The following is a 17545-nucleotide window of genomic DNA, read 5'->3' as shown; positions in this document are numbered from 1 at the left end:
ATGACCGATGAGATTGGAGAAATTCCAATCTCTTTTTTTACGGAGTTTAACTCATTGTTCATAATTTCACATAATGGACAAAGGAAATTATTACTAAATGAGGGGGCAAATGAAGTGGCACAACAAGAATTAAAAAGAGATTTAAAAAATCGGCACGTACAACTGATTGCGATTGGAGGTACGATTGGTACAGGTTTATTCCTAGGTTCAGGGAAAGCCATTCAGTTAGCAGGTCCATCTATCATTTTTGCCTACTTAATTGTGGGTATCGCATGTTTTTTTGTAATGAGGGCATTAGGAGAACTTCTTTTATCAAATAAGGGCTATCAATCATTTACGGACTTCGCTGAGGATTATATTGGACCGTGGGCTGGTTATGTAACTGGATGGACGTATTGGTTTTGTTGGATTATGACAGCAATGGCTGATATTATTGCTGTTGGTGTATATGTACAATATTGGTTCGATATCCCACAATGGGTACCTGCTATAGTCTGTTTAATTCTATTATTGGGACTAAATTTATTAACAGTAAAGCTATTTGGAGAATTAGAGTTTTGGTTTGCTTTAATTAAAGTGATCACCATTCTTGCTTTAATCATCATAGGGGTCATTTTGTTAATTATTGGATTTCAAACAGATTCAGGAACGGTTACAGTAAAAAATCTATGGAGCCATGGTGGTCTTTTCCCAAATGGAATGTCAGGTTTCTTACTTTCTTTTCAAATGGTTGTCTTTGCATTTGTAGGTGTTGAATTAGTAGGTGTATCAGCAGCCGAAACATCGAATCCACAAAAAAATATCCCATCTGCAATAAATAAAATACCTTTAAGAATACTGTTTTTCTATGTGGGAGCCCTTATTATCCTTTTATGCATCAATCCATGGACGCAACTGAATGCAGCAAACAGTCCTTTTGTAAAAACGTTTAGTTTAGTTGGTATTCCGATTGCTGCAGGAATTATTAATTTTGTCGTCTTAACATCTGCTGCGTCTGCCTGTAACAGTGGATTGTTTTCAACGAGCCGCATATTATTTAATTTAAGTAATCATCAACAGGGACCCGCGAATTTTGCTAAATTAAATAAAAATCATGTACCGAGTAACGCATTATTTATATCTGCACTTGTTCTATCCGTCGGAGCTCTTTTAAGTAAGCTGATTCCAGAACAAGCCTTTGGTATCGTGACAACGATTAGTGCGATTTGTTTTATTTGGGTTTGGAGCATTATCTTAATTTGTCATCTGCGATATAAGAAATCACGCCCAGATTTACATGAAAAGTCGATTTTTAAAGCACCATTTACCCCATTTATTAATTATCTTGTTCTCACGTTATTTGCATTTATTCTCATTATTATGCTATTTGCAGAATCAACTCGTGTCGCTTTATTAATGACACCATTATGGTTCATTCTTTTATTCATAGTGTATTCATTTAAAAGGACAAAGGGAAAAAATATTAGAATATCTGCGTAAAGTAGAATTCTTGCAATATAATAAAAATATTGTCACATGAAATGTATCGTGTTACTATTAGATGAAATTAAATTCCTTTAATTTGGTCCAGAGAGGCCAAAAAGGCAAAAGTAAACTTCATCATACTAATTATGTATATGAATGCCCTTTTGTCCTTTGGATGAAAGGGCATTTTATTTTTGCCCATAATCTTTTAATCAAAGTCCTGTGAGGCTTGAAAGGAGAACGACAAAAATGGATTATCGTAAAAAAACAGTAGTTGCATCAGTAGCAGGTTTAACATTAGAGGGCATGGATATCATGTTTATCTCCTTTGCGATGTCGATGATTATTGCAGAGTTTCATATTGACATGGTTGCTGGAGGTCTTATTTCTTCGATTACCAATTTAGGTATGCTCGCTGGAGGAATCATTTTCGGTATCTTAGCAGATAAATTTGGGAGAGTTAAAATATTTACCTATACGATTCTACTATTTGCTATCGGAACGGCATTAACTGGTTTAGCCGTAAATATTGAACAAGTATACATCTTTAGGTTTATTGCCGGCTTAGGCGCAGGTGGGGAATACGGAATTGGTATGGCGCTTGTGGCTGAAGCATGGCCAAAGAATAAACAAGGACGCGCTTCTTCTTATGTTAGCATCGGTGCACAATACGGTGTGATTCTGGCTGCACTTCTTAGTGCCATGATCCTGCCTGCTTGGGGATGGAGAGGATTGTTTTTCATCGGATTGGTTCCGGTTATATTCGCCTTTATCGTCCGAAAAAAATTAGACGAATCACCCGTGTGGCTGGCATCACAAAAGAAAAAACAACTTGTGCCAAAGCAAGGGAATTTAAAGCAATTGTTTGCTACTCCAAGAACTTCAGTTACGACGATTGCTTTAGCTATCATGGCAACGGTCCAAATTGCAGGTTATAATGGCTTGATGATTTGGCTGCCATCCATGCTTCAACAATCCCAGGGATTATCAGTTTCAAACTCGGCTCTTTGGACGATTAGTACAGCTGCGGGAATGATTGCAGGTATGTTAACTTTTGGACAGTTTATGGATCGACTTGGAATGAAGCGGTCATTCGGAATCTTCTTATTCGCTTCCGCAATCGCAGTCTTTTTATTCTCCTTTGCGTCAGGAAGTGCGGGTCTTTTAATCGGCGGTGCGATTGTAGGATTCTTCTCGAATGGAATGTTTGCTGGTTACGGTGCATTAATAAGCAATTATTATCCAGTAGAAATTCGCAGCACAGCAACCAATACTATCTTTAACTTCGGTAGAGCATTAGGGGGATTATCTCCTATTTTAGTAGGATATATCCTGCAGCATGCTAATGTGACGATCGCAATGGGATATCTTGCTGTACTCTACTGTATCTCCTTTATAGCAATGGTTAGTTTGAAAAAAAGAAAAGATAATCAAGATCAAAACATTACTTTATCTAAAGCAGTGTGAATTGACTCTTAAAGCTTCTTCATAAAATAATAAAATCTAAACTAAATTGAGGCTGCAAATCAAATTGGATTTGTGCCTCTTTTTTATGAAGATGTTTCACTTTTTCCTGATTCTTTCATTAATAAGGAATTTTTTCGAGACATTTGGTTTTGTTGGTGTCATTATTCCCTCCCAAGACATACACTCTTTTTAAAGATGGGTTGGAAATTAGACATTGAGGAGAGGACAAATTGAACTTCGAGATGCAAAAAGCGAATATGTTGGCTGAAAATATCAATGGTTTTATAAAATATGTTCAGAAAAGCCATGAAAATAAAAACAGTTTTAGGTTTAATCCGGATAAATTGTTTCAAATAAAACTCCTGATTGAGGAGTTTAAGTTTCAAATACTAGCAGATGAGCTTTTAAGAATCAATAAGTTTTCCTGGGATGAAAAGTACACGTATTATTTAGTTGATCAATTTATAGAAGGAATCGAGATTATTGATGAATACATCCATAATAACTACAATGATTTATTTCTCTTAACGGCTAGAGTTTACACATTAAAGGATCTCAGTCAATCATTTAGCAGGCAGGGAAAACCGTATCATTGGTCCTAAGGCCTCCTTTTTTTAACTAAGGCATTGGTATTAATAATGCCAATGCCAATTATTGGAGGCGATTTTCGATATGACCAATCCTTTTTCACGTTAATCTACTGTTTTATATATAAATCGTTAGTAATTTCTTTCAATGACAAAATGGGCCAAATCTCCACGATAGATTGTTTTTGAATATTCGATGATGGAACCATCTTGAAGATATGCAAAGGTATCGAGCGCAAAGCAGGGGTCACCAACACAGATATGTAGTTTTTCTGCTGCCTCTTGATCTGCAATAAACAATTCGAGGCTTTCAATTGTCTTGTTTATTTTTAAACCAAATTGTGTTTCCAAAAGTTTATATAATGAATTTTCACAACCCTGTTTATTTAAAGCTGGGGTTTTATACCAGGGTAAAAAGGCAGTTTCAAACTGTATCGGTTCTTCATTTACATAACGTATCCGCTCTAGGACATTAACTGGTTCTCCCTCTTGGATCTTTAATTGTTCACTAAGATACTCATCTGCTGGTATTACTTCTAATTGTCCTACTTTGATTAATGGTTTTTTTCCCTGCATGGAAATTTGACTCGAAAAGTGGTCAACCGTCGTTGTTAAAATTTGTTTTACCTTGTTTGCGGAAACAAAAGTTCCGCTTCCTCGTTTACGATAAACATAACCCTCCATCGTTAATTGTTGTAGGGCAGTTCGTACAGTTGTCCTGCTTACACCATATTTTTCGCAAAATTCAGCCTCCGTCGGAAGTTGTGAGTCTGGTTTATATTCCCCGTCGTTAATCAATTGAATGATTGCATCTTTTACCTTAAGGTGCAGAGCACTTCCGTCTTTTGCATCTTCTATCATAGTGGACTTCCCCCTCAATACCTATAGATTAACAAAAAATAGCTCTTAAAGGTACTATAAAAGTACAATTATTTATATTTGTAATAACAAATTTTAAAAATAATAACAAATTAGTGAGAAATGTATTGTAAATATTCAGAATTGTTATTACAATAAGATTATAAAAACCTTTTACTACTTTTTGAAATAAGCTACATGTTTACTTCTAAAGGGGGAGGAAGATTAGTTATAAGCATTATTAATGTTAAGCATCTTTTTCGAAAAGTCGAACTCATTTGCAATTTTATTAATTTATGTAACCGCTTTCTTAAAGGGGGATATTGATGAACATTTTATTATGCTGTTCCGCTGGTATGTCTACGAGTCTATTGGTTTCCAAAATGGAAGCAAGCGCCAAATCACAAGGGATAGATTGTAAAATTTGGGCAGTAGGATCCACTGAAATAAATGACCAGATAAACAAGGCAGACGTATTGCTTCTTGGTCCACAAGTTCGCTATATGCTTACCCAGCTTAAAAAGGCAGGAGAAAAGATTGGTATTCCGGTAGATTCTATTAATCCGAAGCATTACGGCCTTTGTAATGGAGAGGAAGTTTTGAAGCAGGCAATTAATCTAATAAAAGGGGAGTAGGTAACATGATGAATTTTATCGATAAATTTATAATGCCTTTCGCAAATAAGCTAGGGAACAACAGGCACCTTCTTGCTATTCGTGACGCTTTGGTAGGAATGATCGCGATTACCATGATTGGTTCGTTAGCCGTGTTATTAAACAACCTAGGATCTGTACCTGGCATTGGTAAATATTATGAAAAATTAATGATATCTATTTTCGGTGAAACTTGGAAAACTTTAGGCTCAGATATCTGGTGGGGTACCCTTGCCTTCATGACGATATTTGCGGTGTTTGGAATAGCTTATAAGCTGGCAAGATCCTATGGGGATGATGGTTTCGAAGCAATGCTTGTAGCTGGTGCATCTTTCTTTGTCCTGATTCCTCAAGTTGCTAACGTGTCGATAACTCCTGAGGGCGGTGAAGCTGTAACAGGGGGAGCGTGGGGTTTTATTGGCTGGAATTATTTTAATGCCACTGCCTTATTCACCGGTATTATTGTAGCCATTGTAGCCACTGAAATTTTTGTTCGTTTAGCTAAAGTCAAGTTTTTGGTGATTAAATTGCCTGATGGAGTTCCGCCAGCGGTTTCACGTTCATTTGCTAAGCTCCTTCCAGGAATGGCAACCATTTTTACCATTAGTTTATTTGGCCTTGTTTTACGAAAGTTTATTAGCGATGGTGCTTATTTAAATGACTGGATCAATAAAGTACTCGTATCACCGCTTACTGGTGCGGTAGATTCTATGTGGTTTGCTATTTTAATCGTATCCTTGGTACATGGATTTTGGATTCTTGGTCTTCACGGTCCAAACATACTTGGGGGAATTACAACTCCTTTAATGACCAAGTTAGGGCAAGAAAATGTGAATATGTATGCAAAAGGTGTTAAAGAATTAAGTGAATACCATATTCTTTCTGGTTCATTCTTGGATGCATTTGTTTATCTGGGAGGTTCAGGTGCAACTTTAGGTTTAATTGTAGCCATGTTTATTGCAGGGCGGAAACGTAATAAACAATTACTCGCATTAGGAACACCTCCTGGGATTTTCCAAATCAATGAACCCATTCTTTTTGGATTGCCCATTGTATTAAATCCCATCTGGTTCATTCCGTTTATACTAGGACCAATCATCATGACAATCGTAGCCTATACATCCATTAGTTTAGGTTTGGTTCATCCAGTAGTGGCTGATATCCCTTGGGTAACACCTGCAATTATAGGAGGATTATTAGCAACAGGCGGGCATGTTTCCGGCGCTATTTTAGCTGCAGTGAATTTGTGCATTTCTGTCGTTATTTATCTGCCTTTTGTCATTGCTCAGGGACGCATTGATGCAAGGAGAGAAATGGGTGAAACAACCAAACCTACTGATACCTTAAATATGTAGATAAAATTCAAGCAGAGGTGTTAAAAAATGAAAGACGGTTTAAAAATCGTAACGATAGGCGGGGGCTCGAGCTATACCCCTGAACTTATTGAAGGATTTATTAAATATTATAATGAACTGCCAGTGCGTGAATTATGGTTGGTAGATGTTGAAAATGGAAAGGATAAGCTTGAAATTGTCGGTAATCTTGCCAAAAGAATGGTAGAAAAAGCAGGGGTTCCGATAAAGATCTATTTGACGTTTGATCGTAAAGAAGCTTTAAAGTCTGCTGATTTCGTAACTACTCAATTTCGAGTAGGGTTGCTTGATGCACGCAAGAAGGATGAGAGTATTCCGTTAAAGCACGGTGTACTTGGTCAGGAAACAAATGGACCAGGAGGTTTATTTAAAGCATTAAGAACTATTCCTGTTATTCTTGATATTTGCCGGGAAATGGAGGAGTTTTGTCCGAAAGCCTGGCTCATAAACTTTACAAATCCTGCCGGGATGGTCACAGAGGCAGTCCTTCGTTACAGTAATATTGATAGAGTGGTAGGATTGTGTAATGTGCCGATTGGTATGGAAATGGGCGTTGCAAGACTATTAGAAGTAGACCATAACAGAGTAAGAATCGATTTTGCTGGATTAAACCACATGGTATACGGATTGGATGTTTTTGTCGATGGTGTATCCGTAAAGGATAAGGTGATTTCTTTAATTAATGATCCCGAGAAAAGTATAACGATGCAAAACATTCATGCAATGGGGTGGGAGCCTGAGTTCTTGAGGGCATTAGATGTTTTACCATGTCCTTATCACAATTACTATTATAAATCTGGAGATATGCTGGAAAAAGAATTGAAAAACTATAAAGAGGGCGGAACACGTGCAGAGGTTGTTAAAAAGCTGGAAGAAGAGCTATTTGAGTTATATAAAGACCCTCATTTAGCCATTAAGCCGCCTCAATTAGAGATGAGAGGCGGCGCCTATTATAGTGATGCAGCTGTAAGACTTATCCACTCAATGTATACGGATAAACGTGACATTCAGGCTGTTAACACAATCAATAACGGGGCTATTGCAGGTCTCCCTTTTGATGCTGCTGTCGAAATCAGCTGTATCATTACAAAGGACGGACCGAAACCGATTGCCGTGGGTGATCTGCCTATACAAGTTCGTGGGCTTGTTCAGCAAATGAAATCATTTGAAAGGGTAGCGATTGAAGCGGCAATAAGCGGGGATTATGCAATGGCATTACTGGCTATGACAATCAACCCACTTGTACCAAGCGATCGCGTGGCAAAAGTCATTTTGGACGAAATGCTCGAGGCACATAAAGAATACCTACCCCAGTTTCATTAATTATCTAAAAAAAGAGGGAAGTAAAATGGAAAATTTAGAGGCAGTAATCTTTCAAATTATACTCCATGGCGGCAACGGCAGGAGCGCTGCGATGGAAGCCATGCAGGCAGCAAAGCAAGGGGATTTTGAAGGAGCTAGACAAAAATTGAGGGAAGCAGACAATGCCATGAATGAGGCACATCATATCCAGACATCGCTCATTCAAGGAGAGATAAGAGGAGAAAAAACGGAAATCTCACTTCTAATGGTTCACGCACAAGATCATTTAATGAATGCGATGACAGTAAAGGATTTGGCTGTAGAAATGGTTGAACTGTATCAAAGAATCAAATGAAAGAACCTAAAATGTAAAACTTTCTCTAAATTGTCAATCGTTCATGGATAATTAGGATATCGCAATGTTTAGTCCAAAACCTTAAGGATGAATAAATCATGATAAAATTAATCGTTAACGCGGACGACTTCGGGTTTAGTCGAGGCGTAAATCATGGAATAATCGACAGCTATTTATATGGAATTGTAAAATCAACAACAATGATGATGAATATGGCTGGAACAGAGCATGCCATTCAATTGGCTAAAAAAAATCCAGGATTGCGGGTAGGAATTCACCTTGTGCTAACATGTGGCAAACCATTAGTAGACAAGGCGCCCTCATTGGTTGATGTTAATGGACTTTTTAAACCCTTGTCCACTTTCAATCCTGAAGATATTTCTTTAGATGAACTGGAAGCTGAGTGGACCGCTCAAATCGACCGATTTTTCGATTCAGGACTTAAACCAACCCATCTCGATAGCCATCACCATGTTCATACCTTGAAAGAAATGTATCCTGTGGTTAAGAAATTATCAGTTAAATTCGGGCTGCCAGTAAGGAAAAATGGATACATCCCCATTACTGGTGTGGACTCTTTCTCTGACGTATCATTGTTTGATTTCTATGGTGAAGGTGTTACACCGGACTATTTTTCAAAGTTGAAAGATCGTATTAAAGATGGCATAACAGTTGAAGTTATGTGTCACCCTGCATACTTAGATAATAACCTATTAAACGGGTCTTCTTATACCTATCAGAGATTAACAGAGCTAGAAATTCTAACATCAGTTAATCTACCTAAAAACATCATTTTAGTGTAACTTGTTCGACGGGTTTACTTAGAAAGAGCTGAAATTAAAAATTTACATTAACAATTGACAGAATGATAAATTAGTAGTATTTTGTTAATATTACTTTAACGCTTAAAAGCGTTTAAGCATTTAAGTATTTAAGCTTTTTGGTGTAAAAGAAAATAGATTCAAAGCTCAGCATTCTTAGTAGTACCTACTACACAGCAAATAGAGACTGGATGGATGGTGCAAATCCAGGTGTACAAGAGTATGAATTACAAATGCAGTTTCATGAGCTTATTTATTGAGTGGATGGGCAATTCTAGCCTATCAAATAGGGTGGTATCGCGGAGAGTCTCTTCGTCCCTTGTTTTGGGATGAGTAGACTCTTTTTTATTTTATTTAAGGGAGATAAGCACATGCGTGAACTTACAGCAGCTAAGAATTGAACTGATCGAACTATTAATAAAACAGAATCTGTTACCGGAAAACCAAGAGATGCTAAAAAATCAGCTTGAAGAAATTAAGCATATCCATGAGGAATACCCTGTTTTAATACAAAGAGGACTAAAGTTAGGTAAGTATTAATGACATGGGGAAGAATATAATTGGTTACTTTTGATAAAGCGAATTTTCGGAAAATAGGTTGACACCTCCGGATAATACGTGTTATAAACACAATAAGAAAATTTTAGTAATTAAAAGCATAAAAGTATGAAATAATATGAGAAAAGTGGAATAAACAGGGGGAAATGACGATCATGGAAACTCGTAGCAAAATTTTAGACTGTACCATTCGTGATGGAGGATTAGTTAATAATTGGGATTTCAGTGTCGAATTTGTTCAAGACTTGTATAACGGCCTAAGTGAAGCGGGTGTTGAATACATGGAGATTGGCTATAAAAATTCTCCAAAGCTTCTTAAAGCGACAGAGCCCAATCCATGGCGATTTCTTGATGATAACTTCCTGAAAGAAATTATCCCTGTCAAAAAGTTCACGAAGCTATCGGCTTTAGTTGATATTGGGCGTGTAGATCCCAATGATATTCTACCTCGTGAACAAAGTGTTTTAGATATGATTCGCGTAGCGTGCTATATCCGTGAAGTAGATAAAGGCTTAGAACTTGTCCAAATGTTCCATGATTTGGGATATGAGACGTCACTGAACATTATGGCATTATCAAGTGTTCCTGAACAACAGTTGATCAAAGCTTTTGAATTGGTGAAGGAAAGCCCTGTAGATGTGGTCTATATCGTTGATTCCTTTGGAAGCTTAGACCCTGTAGATATTGAGCACCAAGTGAAAAAGTTCAAAGCGTTGATCCCTAACAAACAGCTTGGAATTCACACACATAACAATATGCAGTTAGCTTTTGCCAATACATTAACTGCGATGCGAAATGGGGTTACATATCTCGATTCGTCTGTATATGGCATGGGTCGGGCAGCAGGTAACTGTAACACAGAGCTTCTTGTTAGCTACATCCAAAAATCAAGCTATGAGATTAAGCCAGTTCTTGGAGTCATTGAGAAGCACATGCTCGAAATGCGTGAAAAGTGGGAGTGGGGCTTTATCATTCCTTATATGATTTCAGGTGTTCTTAATGAACATCCACGTGTTGCCATGGCATACCGTGATAGTGCTGAACGTGATCAATTCGTAGATTTTTATGACAAAGTAACATCACCTGAAAGTACAGTGGCTACAACTTTAAAATAGGTTAAATTGCTTAAAGCACCTCTATATTTGAGGTGTTTTTTTATTAGCGCCGAGGAGGCTCCCCTGACCGCACGCGCCTGGAGCGGACATCAACAGCCAAGTTAAAAAAGAAAAGATTAATGAAGGTATTATTTACAATTCGCGGAATTATAATATGAAAGGAAATATTATACTTTTTGAGTCTAAAGATGTTATTTTATGATTATAAATAAATATATTTTGATAGTTTTAAAGAAAAACGCTTGGATTTATAATCTCGGTTTGAATTATATTGCAAAACATGTATAAGACAACCTTAAGAAGAGGTAATGTACAGTATGGATGAGGAGTTAATAAAAAATGCCGATGCATGTTATCAGCTAGCTGAGCAGAAGGCTGCTCATTATTTTAAATCACTTCATAAACAGGTCATGCAAAAGACCTTTGTTCCTGTCCTAACAAAAGATATTCAATCTTGGAAACACAACCATATTCATCACCATTCGATATTATCCTTTTTTTCACGTCGAAAGGGAAAACCTGATAATCGAGCATATCACAATTATATCCAATGGCTCAATTACACCGGCAAACTTGATAATTACTTGGATCGTAGCATCTCTTATATTTTCATGCGGGACCTAGGCAAAGCTCTGGACTCAACTGAGACACAGAATAGGGTACGGCGTGTTGTTGACAGTTTAAAAAATCACCTAATTCAGTCTACCTCAACAAACCTTAGTGTCAATTCTGAGACGTTTAGCATGGCCGGGTTGTACCGAATCGCCCAGAAAGAAGGCATCGAATCCACGATGATTTGGGTGCTAAACAAATTAAAAACTGTATCCTCCAATATTCCAACGGGAATGGATGCTGAGAATGCTCAGCGAAAGCTTATTAAAATCATTGCTGGGGTAATTATGCATGAAGTTGAAGAGATGGGCGATGAGATATCGCCTGAAGAACGAATGAAGAAACTTGATGATGCAATTAGGCTCGGCTATTCCTATGGTTTAACCTATCCATTTATTGACGATCTTCTGGATGCCAAAGTCTTATCTGCTAATGAAGAAAAACAATATTCCGATTTGATTCGTACCACCCTTATCACAGGAAATGTACCGGAATTGGGTGAGTGGTCTGGGAAAAACGTAAACCTAATCCGATATATTCATTCAGAACTCCGAGATGCCTTTGAGTATATTAAATCTCATTTGAGGCCAGAGACCAGCAAAAAATTTTTCGAGCAGGCCTATGTGTTTTTTTATTCACAGGAAGTGGACCGTTTAAAGGATCTATCCAACGCAAATTACACGAATGAAGAGTTATACATTCCGGTCATTTTAAAATCCTCTTCTTCCCGATTGATTGTCCGTTCAGTTATCAGTGCTCCGGAGGATGAAGGCTTTGACACCCGAACATTCTATTATGGCATATACAACCAGCTTGCGGATGATTTTGCAGATATGTATGAAGACTTGAAAGAAGACAGGGTAACCCCCTATACCTATTATCTGAAGTATCATGAAAAGCGATTCGATCTTATCAATCCTTTTGAATTATACTGGACGGTCATTTCTAATTTGATCCATAAGGTATATCACTCAGATCACAAGGCCTGTGAGGTGATTCTTGATCGTGCTATAAATGGTCTTAAGAGATTTAAAGAACGAATGGGAACTGAAAAATACAACGAAGTTATGAAATTATTTTTTTCAGGAGTTCCAAAGTTTAATCGTGTGATTCAAAATATGGTTCGTAAAGCAGATGATGTAGATTTCTTTGATAAACTACTTCGGGATCATATGATTACCATTTTGAAAAATGAACGGAAGGAGCAGGAAGACTTTTTAGAAACGATTAAAACTGTCCGTAATCAGATCAACAACGTCTTAAATATCCCTAAAATTGAAGAAGTTGAGCCAATAATTGATGCTGCAAATTACAGTCTGGAAGGTGACGGGAAGCGATTGAGGCCAATAATGACCTGGGTCATGGGCGTTAACGAATATGGATTAAATAGTTCGGCCATCGTACCACTTCTACGATCATTAGAATACATGCATACGGCATCCTTAATCTTCGACGATCTGCCATCACAGGATAATTCCTCTACCCGTCGGGGGCGTAAAGCAATACATTCGGTTTATAACATTGCCATAGCAGAATTAACTGGACTGTTTCTGACCCAAAAGGCAATTGAAGAACAAGCATCTCTTGATCAATTCGATTCGAAATCGGTGCTTAACTTGATTAAATACTCAGCTCAAATGACAGCTGTTATGTGTAAGGGACAGGCGATGGATTTGGATTCTAAAGGGAAACAATTAACACTGGAACAATTGAATTTGATGTGTTTTTATAAAACTGGAATAGCATTTGAAGCTTCCCTAATCATGCCTGCAATCCTCGCCCACGCAAATGAAATCGAAATTGAAGCTTTGAAAAAATTCGCCCAACATGCTGGTATTGCGTTTCAGATAAAAGATGACCTGCTTGATGTGGAAGGAGATCTGATCTTACTCGGAAAACCGATTGGCAAAGATGCTGAAAACAACAGTTCTACTTTTGTGTCAATCCTAGGTCAGGATGGTGCTAGAAAAGAGATGTGGGAACAATACTGTCTAGCAATGGAAGCGTTGCAAGAGATGCCACGCAATATCACTTTTCTGAAGCATTTATTAAATTATATAGTTAACCGTGATCATTAATAGTTTGTCATATTGTTATATTTAAAAGATGTTTAAACCATTGTTTGTTTTACTTGACGTTTTGTCCTGGTAAAGGCAATAAAATCACAAAGTTCTTCTTCAGTTAATGGAGTACCATCGAGATAAATTAAACTGTTACCCGACTGTAATACGCAGTTTAATTCAAGCTTTATTTTTTCTTCGTCAACTCGATTTAAGAGAAAATCAACTGTTGTATCAAATAATTCGGCCATAAGAGATAAAGCATGTAAAGAAGGCTCTCTATACCCGGATTCATAGCCTGCATAGGTACTTTTGGCAATGCCCAGCTGATCGGCTGTTTCCTGCATTGACCACTTTTTATGTTTTCTAAGGTCTACTAATCGTTTTAACACTCTCGTTCCCTTCCCCCATGTTTTTTTGCTTGATTATATCATAGAAAAAATCGTTTAAAAAGAAATATGTACGCGAAATGAAAACAACGATTGATTTTATTACATTAATAGCTTTATAATCAGTTATATTAATTCGCAAAACGCGTACGCATAGATATAAAAGAAAAACGGGGGGATAAGGATGAAAAGAATATTATTACTTGCAACAGGGGGAACAATCGCATCGGTGGAGGGCAATGAAGGTCTAGTTCCTGGAATGTCTCCTGATGAATTACTCCGATATTGCCTGAATGTATCTGAATCAATAGAGGTAACGTGCAAAATTCTTATGAATAGAGATAGTACAAATATGCAACCAGAACATTGGGTAATGATGGCAAATGCAATAGCCGATAATTACACTATGTATGATGGATTTGTCATTACTCATGGTACTGATACACTAGCTTATACTTCCTCAGCGTTATCCTATATGCTGCAAGGGTTACAAAAACCGGTTGTTGTAACTGGATCCCAAGTTCCAATTAGCTTTAGTCGAACCGATGCCGTAAAAAATGTTGCGGATTCGATTCGATTTGCATGTGAAGATATTGGTGGGGTTTTTGTTGTCTTTGATGGACGAGTTATAATTGGAACCCGTGCAGTCAAAATTAGAACGAAAAGTTATGACGCTTTTGAAAGTATTAACCATCCTTATGTTGCATATATAACTGGGGACATTGTTAAATACTATTTCAAACCGGAGAAGATGCATCAAGAATTAAGTGTAGATACACGTATTTCTCCTGATGTATTTGTTTTAAAATTGTTTCCAGGAACAAAGCCTGAAGTATTTGACTTTGTGAAAACTTGCTATCGAGGCGTCATTATTGAAAGTTTTGGTAATGGGGGACTTCCATTTGAGGACCGTAACTTATTACCTAAGATTAAAGAATTAACTGAAGCTGGTATAACCGTTATCATTACTACTCAATGCTTAGAGGAAGGGGAAGACCTTTATCTCTATGAGGTTGGAAGGAAGGCAGCACAATATAATGTCACACTATCAGGTGATATGAACACCGAAGCTATTGTTTCTAAGCTTATGTGGGCACTTGGAAAAACAAATGATTGTAAAGAAGTAAAGAAGATCATCGAAACCCCCATTTCCTGGGATTTAACAACTGATAACGAAAAAGTAGATTGAAGACCGTTTAATTATTTGAACGGTCTCGTTGCTACGAATGGCTGGTTGTATGGATCAATTACTTCCTTTATTTGAATAAACATCTCCAAAATTCAACTAGGAAATTGGTACTGAAAGCGTCCTTGCTCACTCAAATTCAATTCTCTAGAGGACTTCTATTATAGTCTTTTTTATCCATTCACTTTATATATTTACTCCTATAGTATAAATAATAAATGCAAGGAAAGAAGGAAGATCGTGAACACGGATCAAGCTTTTGATTTGTTAATGGAAGCAGGAGTCACTGAAGATACTAGTATTCAAACGGTTAGACGGTGGCTCCGTGAAAGAAAGATTAACTACGAGGGAACAGGACAACGGGATACAGGGTACATAATTGATAATACAGATCAAGTTTTTAACATGTTAAAGGATGCAGGTGTAACAGATAGCATCGCATTTCAAATTGTTCGTCGCTTGCTGCGTGATGGTAAGATTCAAACCGTGGGGACTGGAAATGATAAAACAAAAAACCAGCAAAATGAAACAGATTCCAAGGGATTAATTATTAGTCCGTCAGATCAGGATAAGATCGTCCACCAATTGAAAATAAGAATAAAAGCACAGGATGAACATATAAAAGGAATTGAACATCTTCATAAGACGTCCATAACCAATTTAATTAAGCAAAGAGATATTTTACATAAAGAAATTGCCAACCTAAAGAATGAGAAAAGTGAATTACAAAAGGAAACCAAGAAATTACTTAAAGAAAATATTGATTTAACTAATGAATTGTTAAAATTAAAAGAAGAACTTTTTAAAGGAAACAAAAGAGGTACTGATAAGACACATGACGTTCCCCCTTCTTCACCTAACACGAATGATTATCGTCAAAAATTAGGTCTTTCAAAAATGGCGAGCGATAAAGAAGTTTTAACCAGATATAAACAATTATTAAAAATAACTCACCCAGATCACGGCGGTAATGCAACAGCCTTTCATTTCATTAAAACCGATTATGATTATTTTAGAAATAGTATCAAATTGAAATAGATTGGGTTCGGTTGTCAATAACCTCTATTGACAACCGAACCCAATCTTTTTTCATATCTTATGTCGCCAATTCCCCTATTGACGACTTTTTTGTCCTTGCTATAAGTTTTAGAAACAAGAAAAATTAAATAAAAATTTATAAAGAAGGAAGAATGATAAGAGGTCTTTTCGCTCATTAAGTATGATCTAACTAATATTATTAATATTAAGGCTATGTTAAAGCCTATTGTTGATTTTGGCACCCTGTTGATTTGGAGTGGAAGGCGCGAAGACTCCTGCGGGAGGACGGGGCAGGGGAGACCCCGCAGGAGCGCAGCGACGAGGAGGCGGTTAGTACCCGCGGAAAGCGAAGCGCCTGGAACGGAAATCAACAGGCAAGTTTAACATAGCCAATATTAAAGTAATTAGCATCTAGGAGGAACATCATGTGGCAAAAGCTTAAGGAAAAAATGCTATGGGTATCCTTGTTATTATTAGTTATCTGCATGATCTTTGGAGACAACGTTGCTACAAGTACAAATAACGAAAACACCCACAAACACATAATTACCGTTTATCTGGCCGGAGATTCGACTGTTTCTGATTATTCCAGCTCGTTAGCACCCAGGGCAGGCTGGGGACAGGTTTTAAATCGGTTTTTCGATGATAAGATTGTCGTTAAAAATGAGGCCTCATCTGGCAGGAGTTCAAAAAGTTTTATTGATGAAGGGAGACTCAAATCAATCTTAGATCAGATTGAGAAGGGGGATTACCTGTTGATTCAATTTGGTCATAATGATGAAAAAAAAGAGGATCCAACCCGTTATACGGAGCCCTATTCAACCTATAAAAGGTATTTAAAACAATATATTGACGGTGCCCGCGCTAAACAAGCCATTCCTGTTCTAGTGACACCTGTTGAACGCCGGCGTTTTTCTGAAAAAGGAAGAGCGCGTGATACGCATGGGGAGTATCCTGCTGCCATGAAGGAGCTTGGAATGGAAGAAAATGTACTTGTCATTGACCTTACTGCCAAAAGCAAGGCATTGTTCCAAGAACTTGGACCAGCAAGAACAAAGGATGTTTTCCTCTGGCTGGATGCTAAAGAGAACAAGAATTATCCGAATGGTGTACATGATAACACTCATTTTCAGGAGGCTGGTGCTGAGAAGACTGCCCGTCTTGTGCTTGAAGGCATAGAGGAATCTATGCTAGTGCCGCTTCGTAATCACATTTTAAAATAAGAAAGAAACATTAAGGAGATATCATGGAAGGAAACAAATTAATTTTTAATTCAATTGATGAATACATCCAACAATTTCCCCCTGATGTTCAGGAAAAACTTAATACGTTAAGAAAAGTAATAAAAGAATCGGCCCCGGATGCAGAAGAAAAGATTAGTTATCAAATGCCTACGTTTGCTTTACGTGGAAATCTGGTGCATTTCGCAGCGTATAAAAATCATATCGGTTTTTACCCAACTTCGAGTGGAATTGCTGCATTTAAGGATGAATTATCGCAATACAAAGGTGCTAAAGGTTCAGTGCAATTTCCGATAGAAAAGCCGCTTCCTTATATATTAATAAGCGAGATTGTCAAATTTAGAGTTGCAGAAAATATGAAGCGAGCTGAGGACAAACTGAAAAAGAAGAAATAATAACTTTAACTTAAAAATATTTCTGGAACTATCATGTGATAGTTTCTTTTTTTTTATGGCAGGGCTTTCAT

At 37.3% G+C, this 17545-nt stretch carries 17 protein-coding genes; 15 read left to right on the top strand and 2 right to left on the bottom strand.

Features of this window, described 5'->3' with window-relative positions; all coding sequences use genetic code 11:
- Positions 1 to 114: 114 nt before the first annotated feature.
- The 3 genes from AB7942_RS20180 (at position 115) to AB7942_RS20170 (ending at position 3533) form a co-directional block, all read left to right on the top strand.
- Positions 115 to 1479 (top strand): amino acid permease, encoded by a 1365-nt coding sequence (locus AB7942_RS20180; RefSeq protein WP_369448256.1) that lies wholly within the window; start codon positions 115 to 117, stop codon positions 1477 to 1479.
- Positions 1480 to 1713: 234 nt separating this feature from the next.
- On the top strand, positions 1714 to 2931 hold the full coding sequence (locus AB7942_RS20175; RefSeq protein WP_369448255.1) for an MFS transporter: 1218 nt from the start codon (positions 1714 to 1716) through the stop codon (positions 2929 to 2931).
- A gap of 230 nt (positions 2932 to 3161) precedes the next feature.
- Positions 3162 to 3533 (top strand): hypothetical protein, encoded by a 372-nt coding sequence (locus AB7942_RS20170; protein ID WP_369448254.1) that lies wholly within the window; start codon positions 3162 to 3164, stop codon positions 3531 to 3533.
- 117 nt (positions 3534 to 3650) lie between these two features.
- Here the strand turns inward: AB7942_RS20170 and AB7942_RS20165 are convergent, their stop codons facing one another.
- Positions 3651 to 4379: a GntR family transcriptional regulator gene (locus AB7942_RS20165; RefSeq protein ID WP_369448253.1), complete on the bottom strand. Its 729-nt coding sequence runs from the start codon at positions 4377 to 4379 to the stop codon at positions 3651 to 3653.
- A gap of 323 nt (positions 4380 to 4702) precedes the next feature.
- On the opposite strand from AB7942_RS20165, the gene AB7942_RS20160 reads away from it, so the two are divergent.
- The 8 genes from AB7942_RS20160 (at position 4703) to AB7942_RS20125 (ending at position 13243) form a co-directional block, all read left to right on the top strand.
- Entirely contained in the window at positions 4703 to 5011 is a 309-nt protein-coding gene (locus AB7942_RS20160; protein ID WP_088086723.1) for a PTS sugar transporter subunit IIB, read from the top strand.
- A 5-nt stretch (positions 5012 to 5016) separates the two neighbouring features.
- Complete coding sequence (locus AB7942_RS20155; protein ID WP_369448252.1) at positions 5017 to 6384, top strand: PTS sugar transporter subunit IIC; 1368 nt, start codon at positions 5017 to 5019, stop codon at positions 6382 to 6384.
- 27 nt (positions 6385 to 6411) lie between these two features.
- Complete coding sequence (locus tag AB7942_RS20150; RefSeq protein ID WP_369448251.1) at positions 6412 to 7725, top strand: 6-phospho-beta-glucosidase; 1314 nt, start codon at positions 6412 to 6414, stop codon at positions 7723 to 7725.
- A 25-nt stretch (positions 7726 to 7750) separates the two neighbouring features.
- Positions 7751 to 8059 carry a PTS lactose/cellobiose transporter subunit IIA gene (locus tag AB7942_RS20145; RefSeq protein ID WP_369448250.1) on the top strand — a complete coding sequence of 103 codons (309 nt, stop codon included), beginning with the start codon at positions 7751 to 7753 and terminating at the stop codon, positions 8057 to 8059.
- Between the two features lie 98 nt (positions 8060 to 8157).
- The gene (gene chbG, locus AB7942_RS20140) at positions 8158 to 8862 is read left to right on the top strand and encodes a chitin disaccharide deacetylase (RefSeq protein WP_369448249.1); all 705 of its coding nucleotides are present in this window, start codon (positions 8158 to 8160) and stop codon (positions 8860 to 8862) included.
- 393 nt (positions 8863 to 9255) lie between these two features.
- Positions 9256 to 9420: a hypothetical protein gene (locus AB7942_RS20135; protein WP_369448248.1), complete on the top strand. Its 165-nt coding sequence runs from the start codon at positions 9256 to 9258 to the stop codon at positions 9418 to 9420.
- Between the two features lie 173 nt (positions 9421 to 9593).
- Positions 9594 to 10553: an aldolase catalytic domain-containing protein gene (locus AB7942_RS20130; protein WP_088086728.1), complete on the top strand. Its 960-nt coding sequence runs from the start codon at positions 9594 to 9596 to the stop codon at positions 10551 to 10553.
- A gap of 317 nt (positions 10554 to 10870) precedes the next feature.
- Complete coding sequence (locus tag AB7942_RS20125; RefSeq protein WP_483310890.1) at positions 10871 to 13243, top strand: polyprenyl synthetase family protein; 2373 nt, start codon at positions 10871 to 10873, stop codon at positions 13241 to 13243.
- Positions 13244 to 13275: 32 nt separating this feature from the next.
- Here AB7942_RS20125 and AB7942_RS20120 read toward each other — a convergent pair whose 3' ends face one another.
- A complete protein-coding gene (locus AB7942_RS20120) occupies positions 13276 to 13617 on the bottom strand; it encodes a helix-turn-helix domain-containing protein (RefSeq protein ID WP_369448246.1) in 342 nt (113 codons plus the stop codon).
- A 181-nt stretch (positions 13618 to 13798) separates the two neighbouring features.
- On the opposite strand from AB7942_RS20120, the gene AB7942_RS20115 reads away from it, so the two are divergent.
- From AB7942_RS20115 to AB7942_RS20100, 4 genes are all read left to right on the top strand, one after another.
- Entirely contained in the window at positions 13799 to 14803 is a 1005-nt protein-coding gene (locus tag AB7942_RS20115; protein WP_369448245.1) for an asparaginase, read from the top strand.
- Between the two features lie 237 nt (positions 14804 to 15040).
- Complete coding sequence (locus AB7942_RS20110) at positions 15041 to 15838, top strand: hypothetical protein (protein ID WP_369448244.1); 798 nt, start codon at positions 15041 to 15043, stop codon at positions 15836 to 15838.
- 485 nt (positions 15839 to 16323) lie between these two features.
- Complete coding sequence (locus AB7942_RS20105) at positions 16324 to 17061, top strand: rhamnogalacturonan acetylesterase (RefSeq protein WP_369448299.1); 738 nt, start codon at positions 16324 to 16326, stop codon at positions 17059 to 17061.
- A gap of 23 nt (positions 17062 to 17084) precedes the next feature.
- Positions 17085 to 17474, top strand: a complete 390-nt coding sequence (locus AB7942_RS20100) for an iron chaperone (protein ID WP_369448243.1) — start codon at positions 17085 to 17087, stop codon at positions 17472 to 17474.
- Positions 17475 to 17545 lie beyond the last annotated feature (71 nt).

The organism is Neobacillus sp. BF23-41 (genome assembly GCF_041106275.1).
Note: the sequence above shows the minus strand (reverse complement) of the source record. Positions and strands in the feature narration are given on the sequence as shown.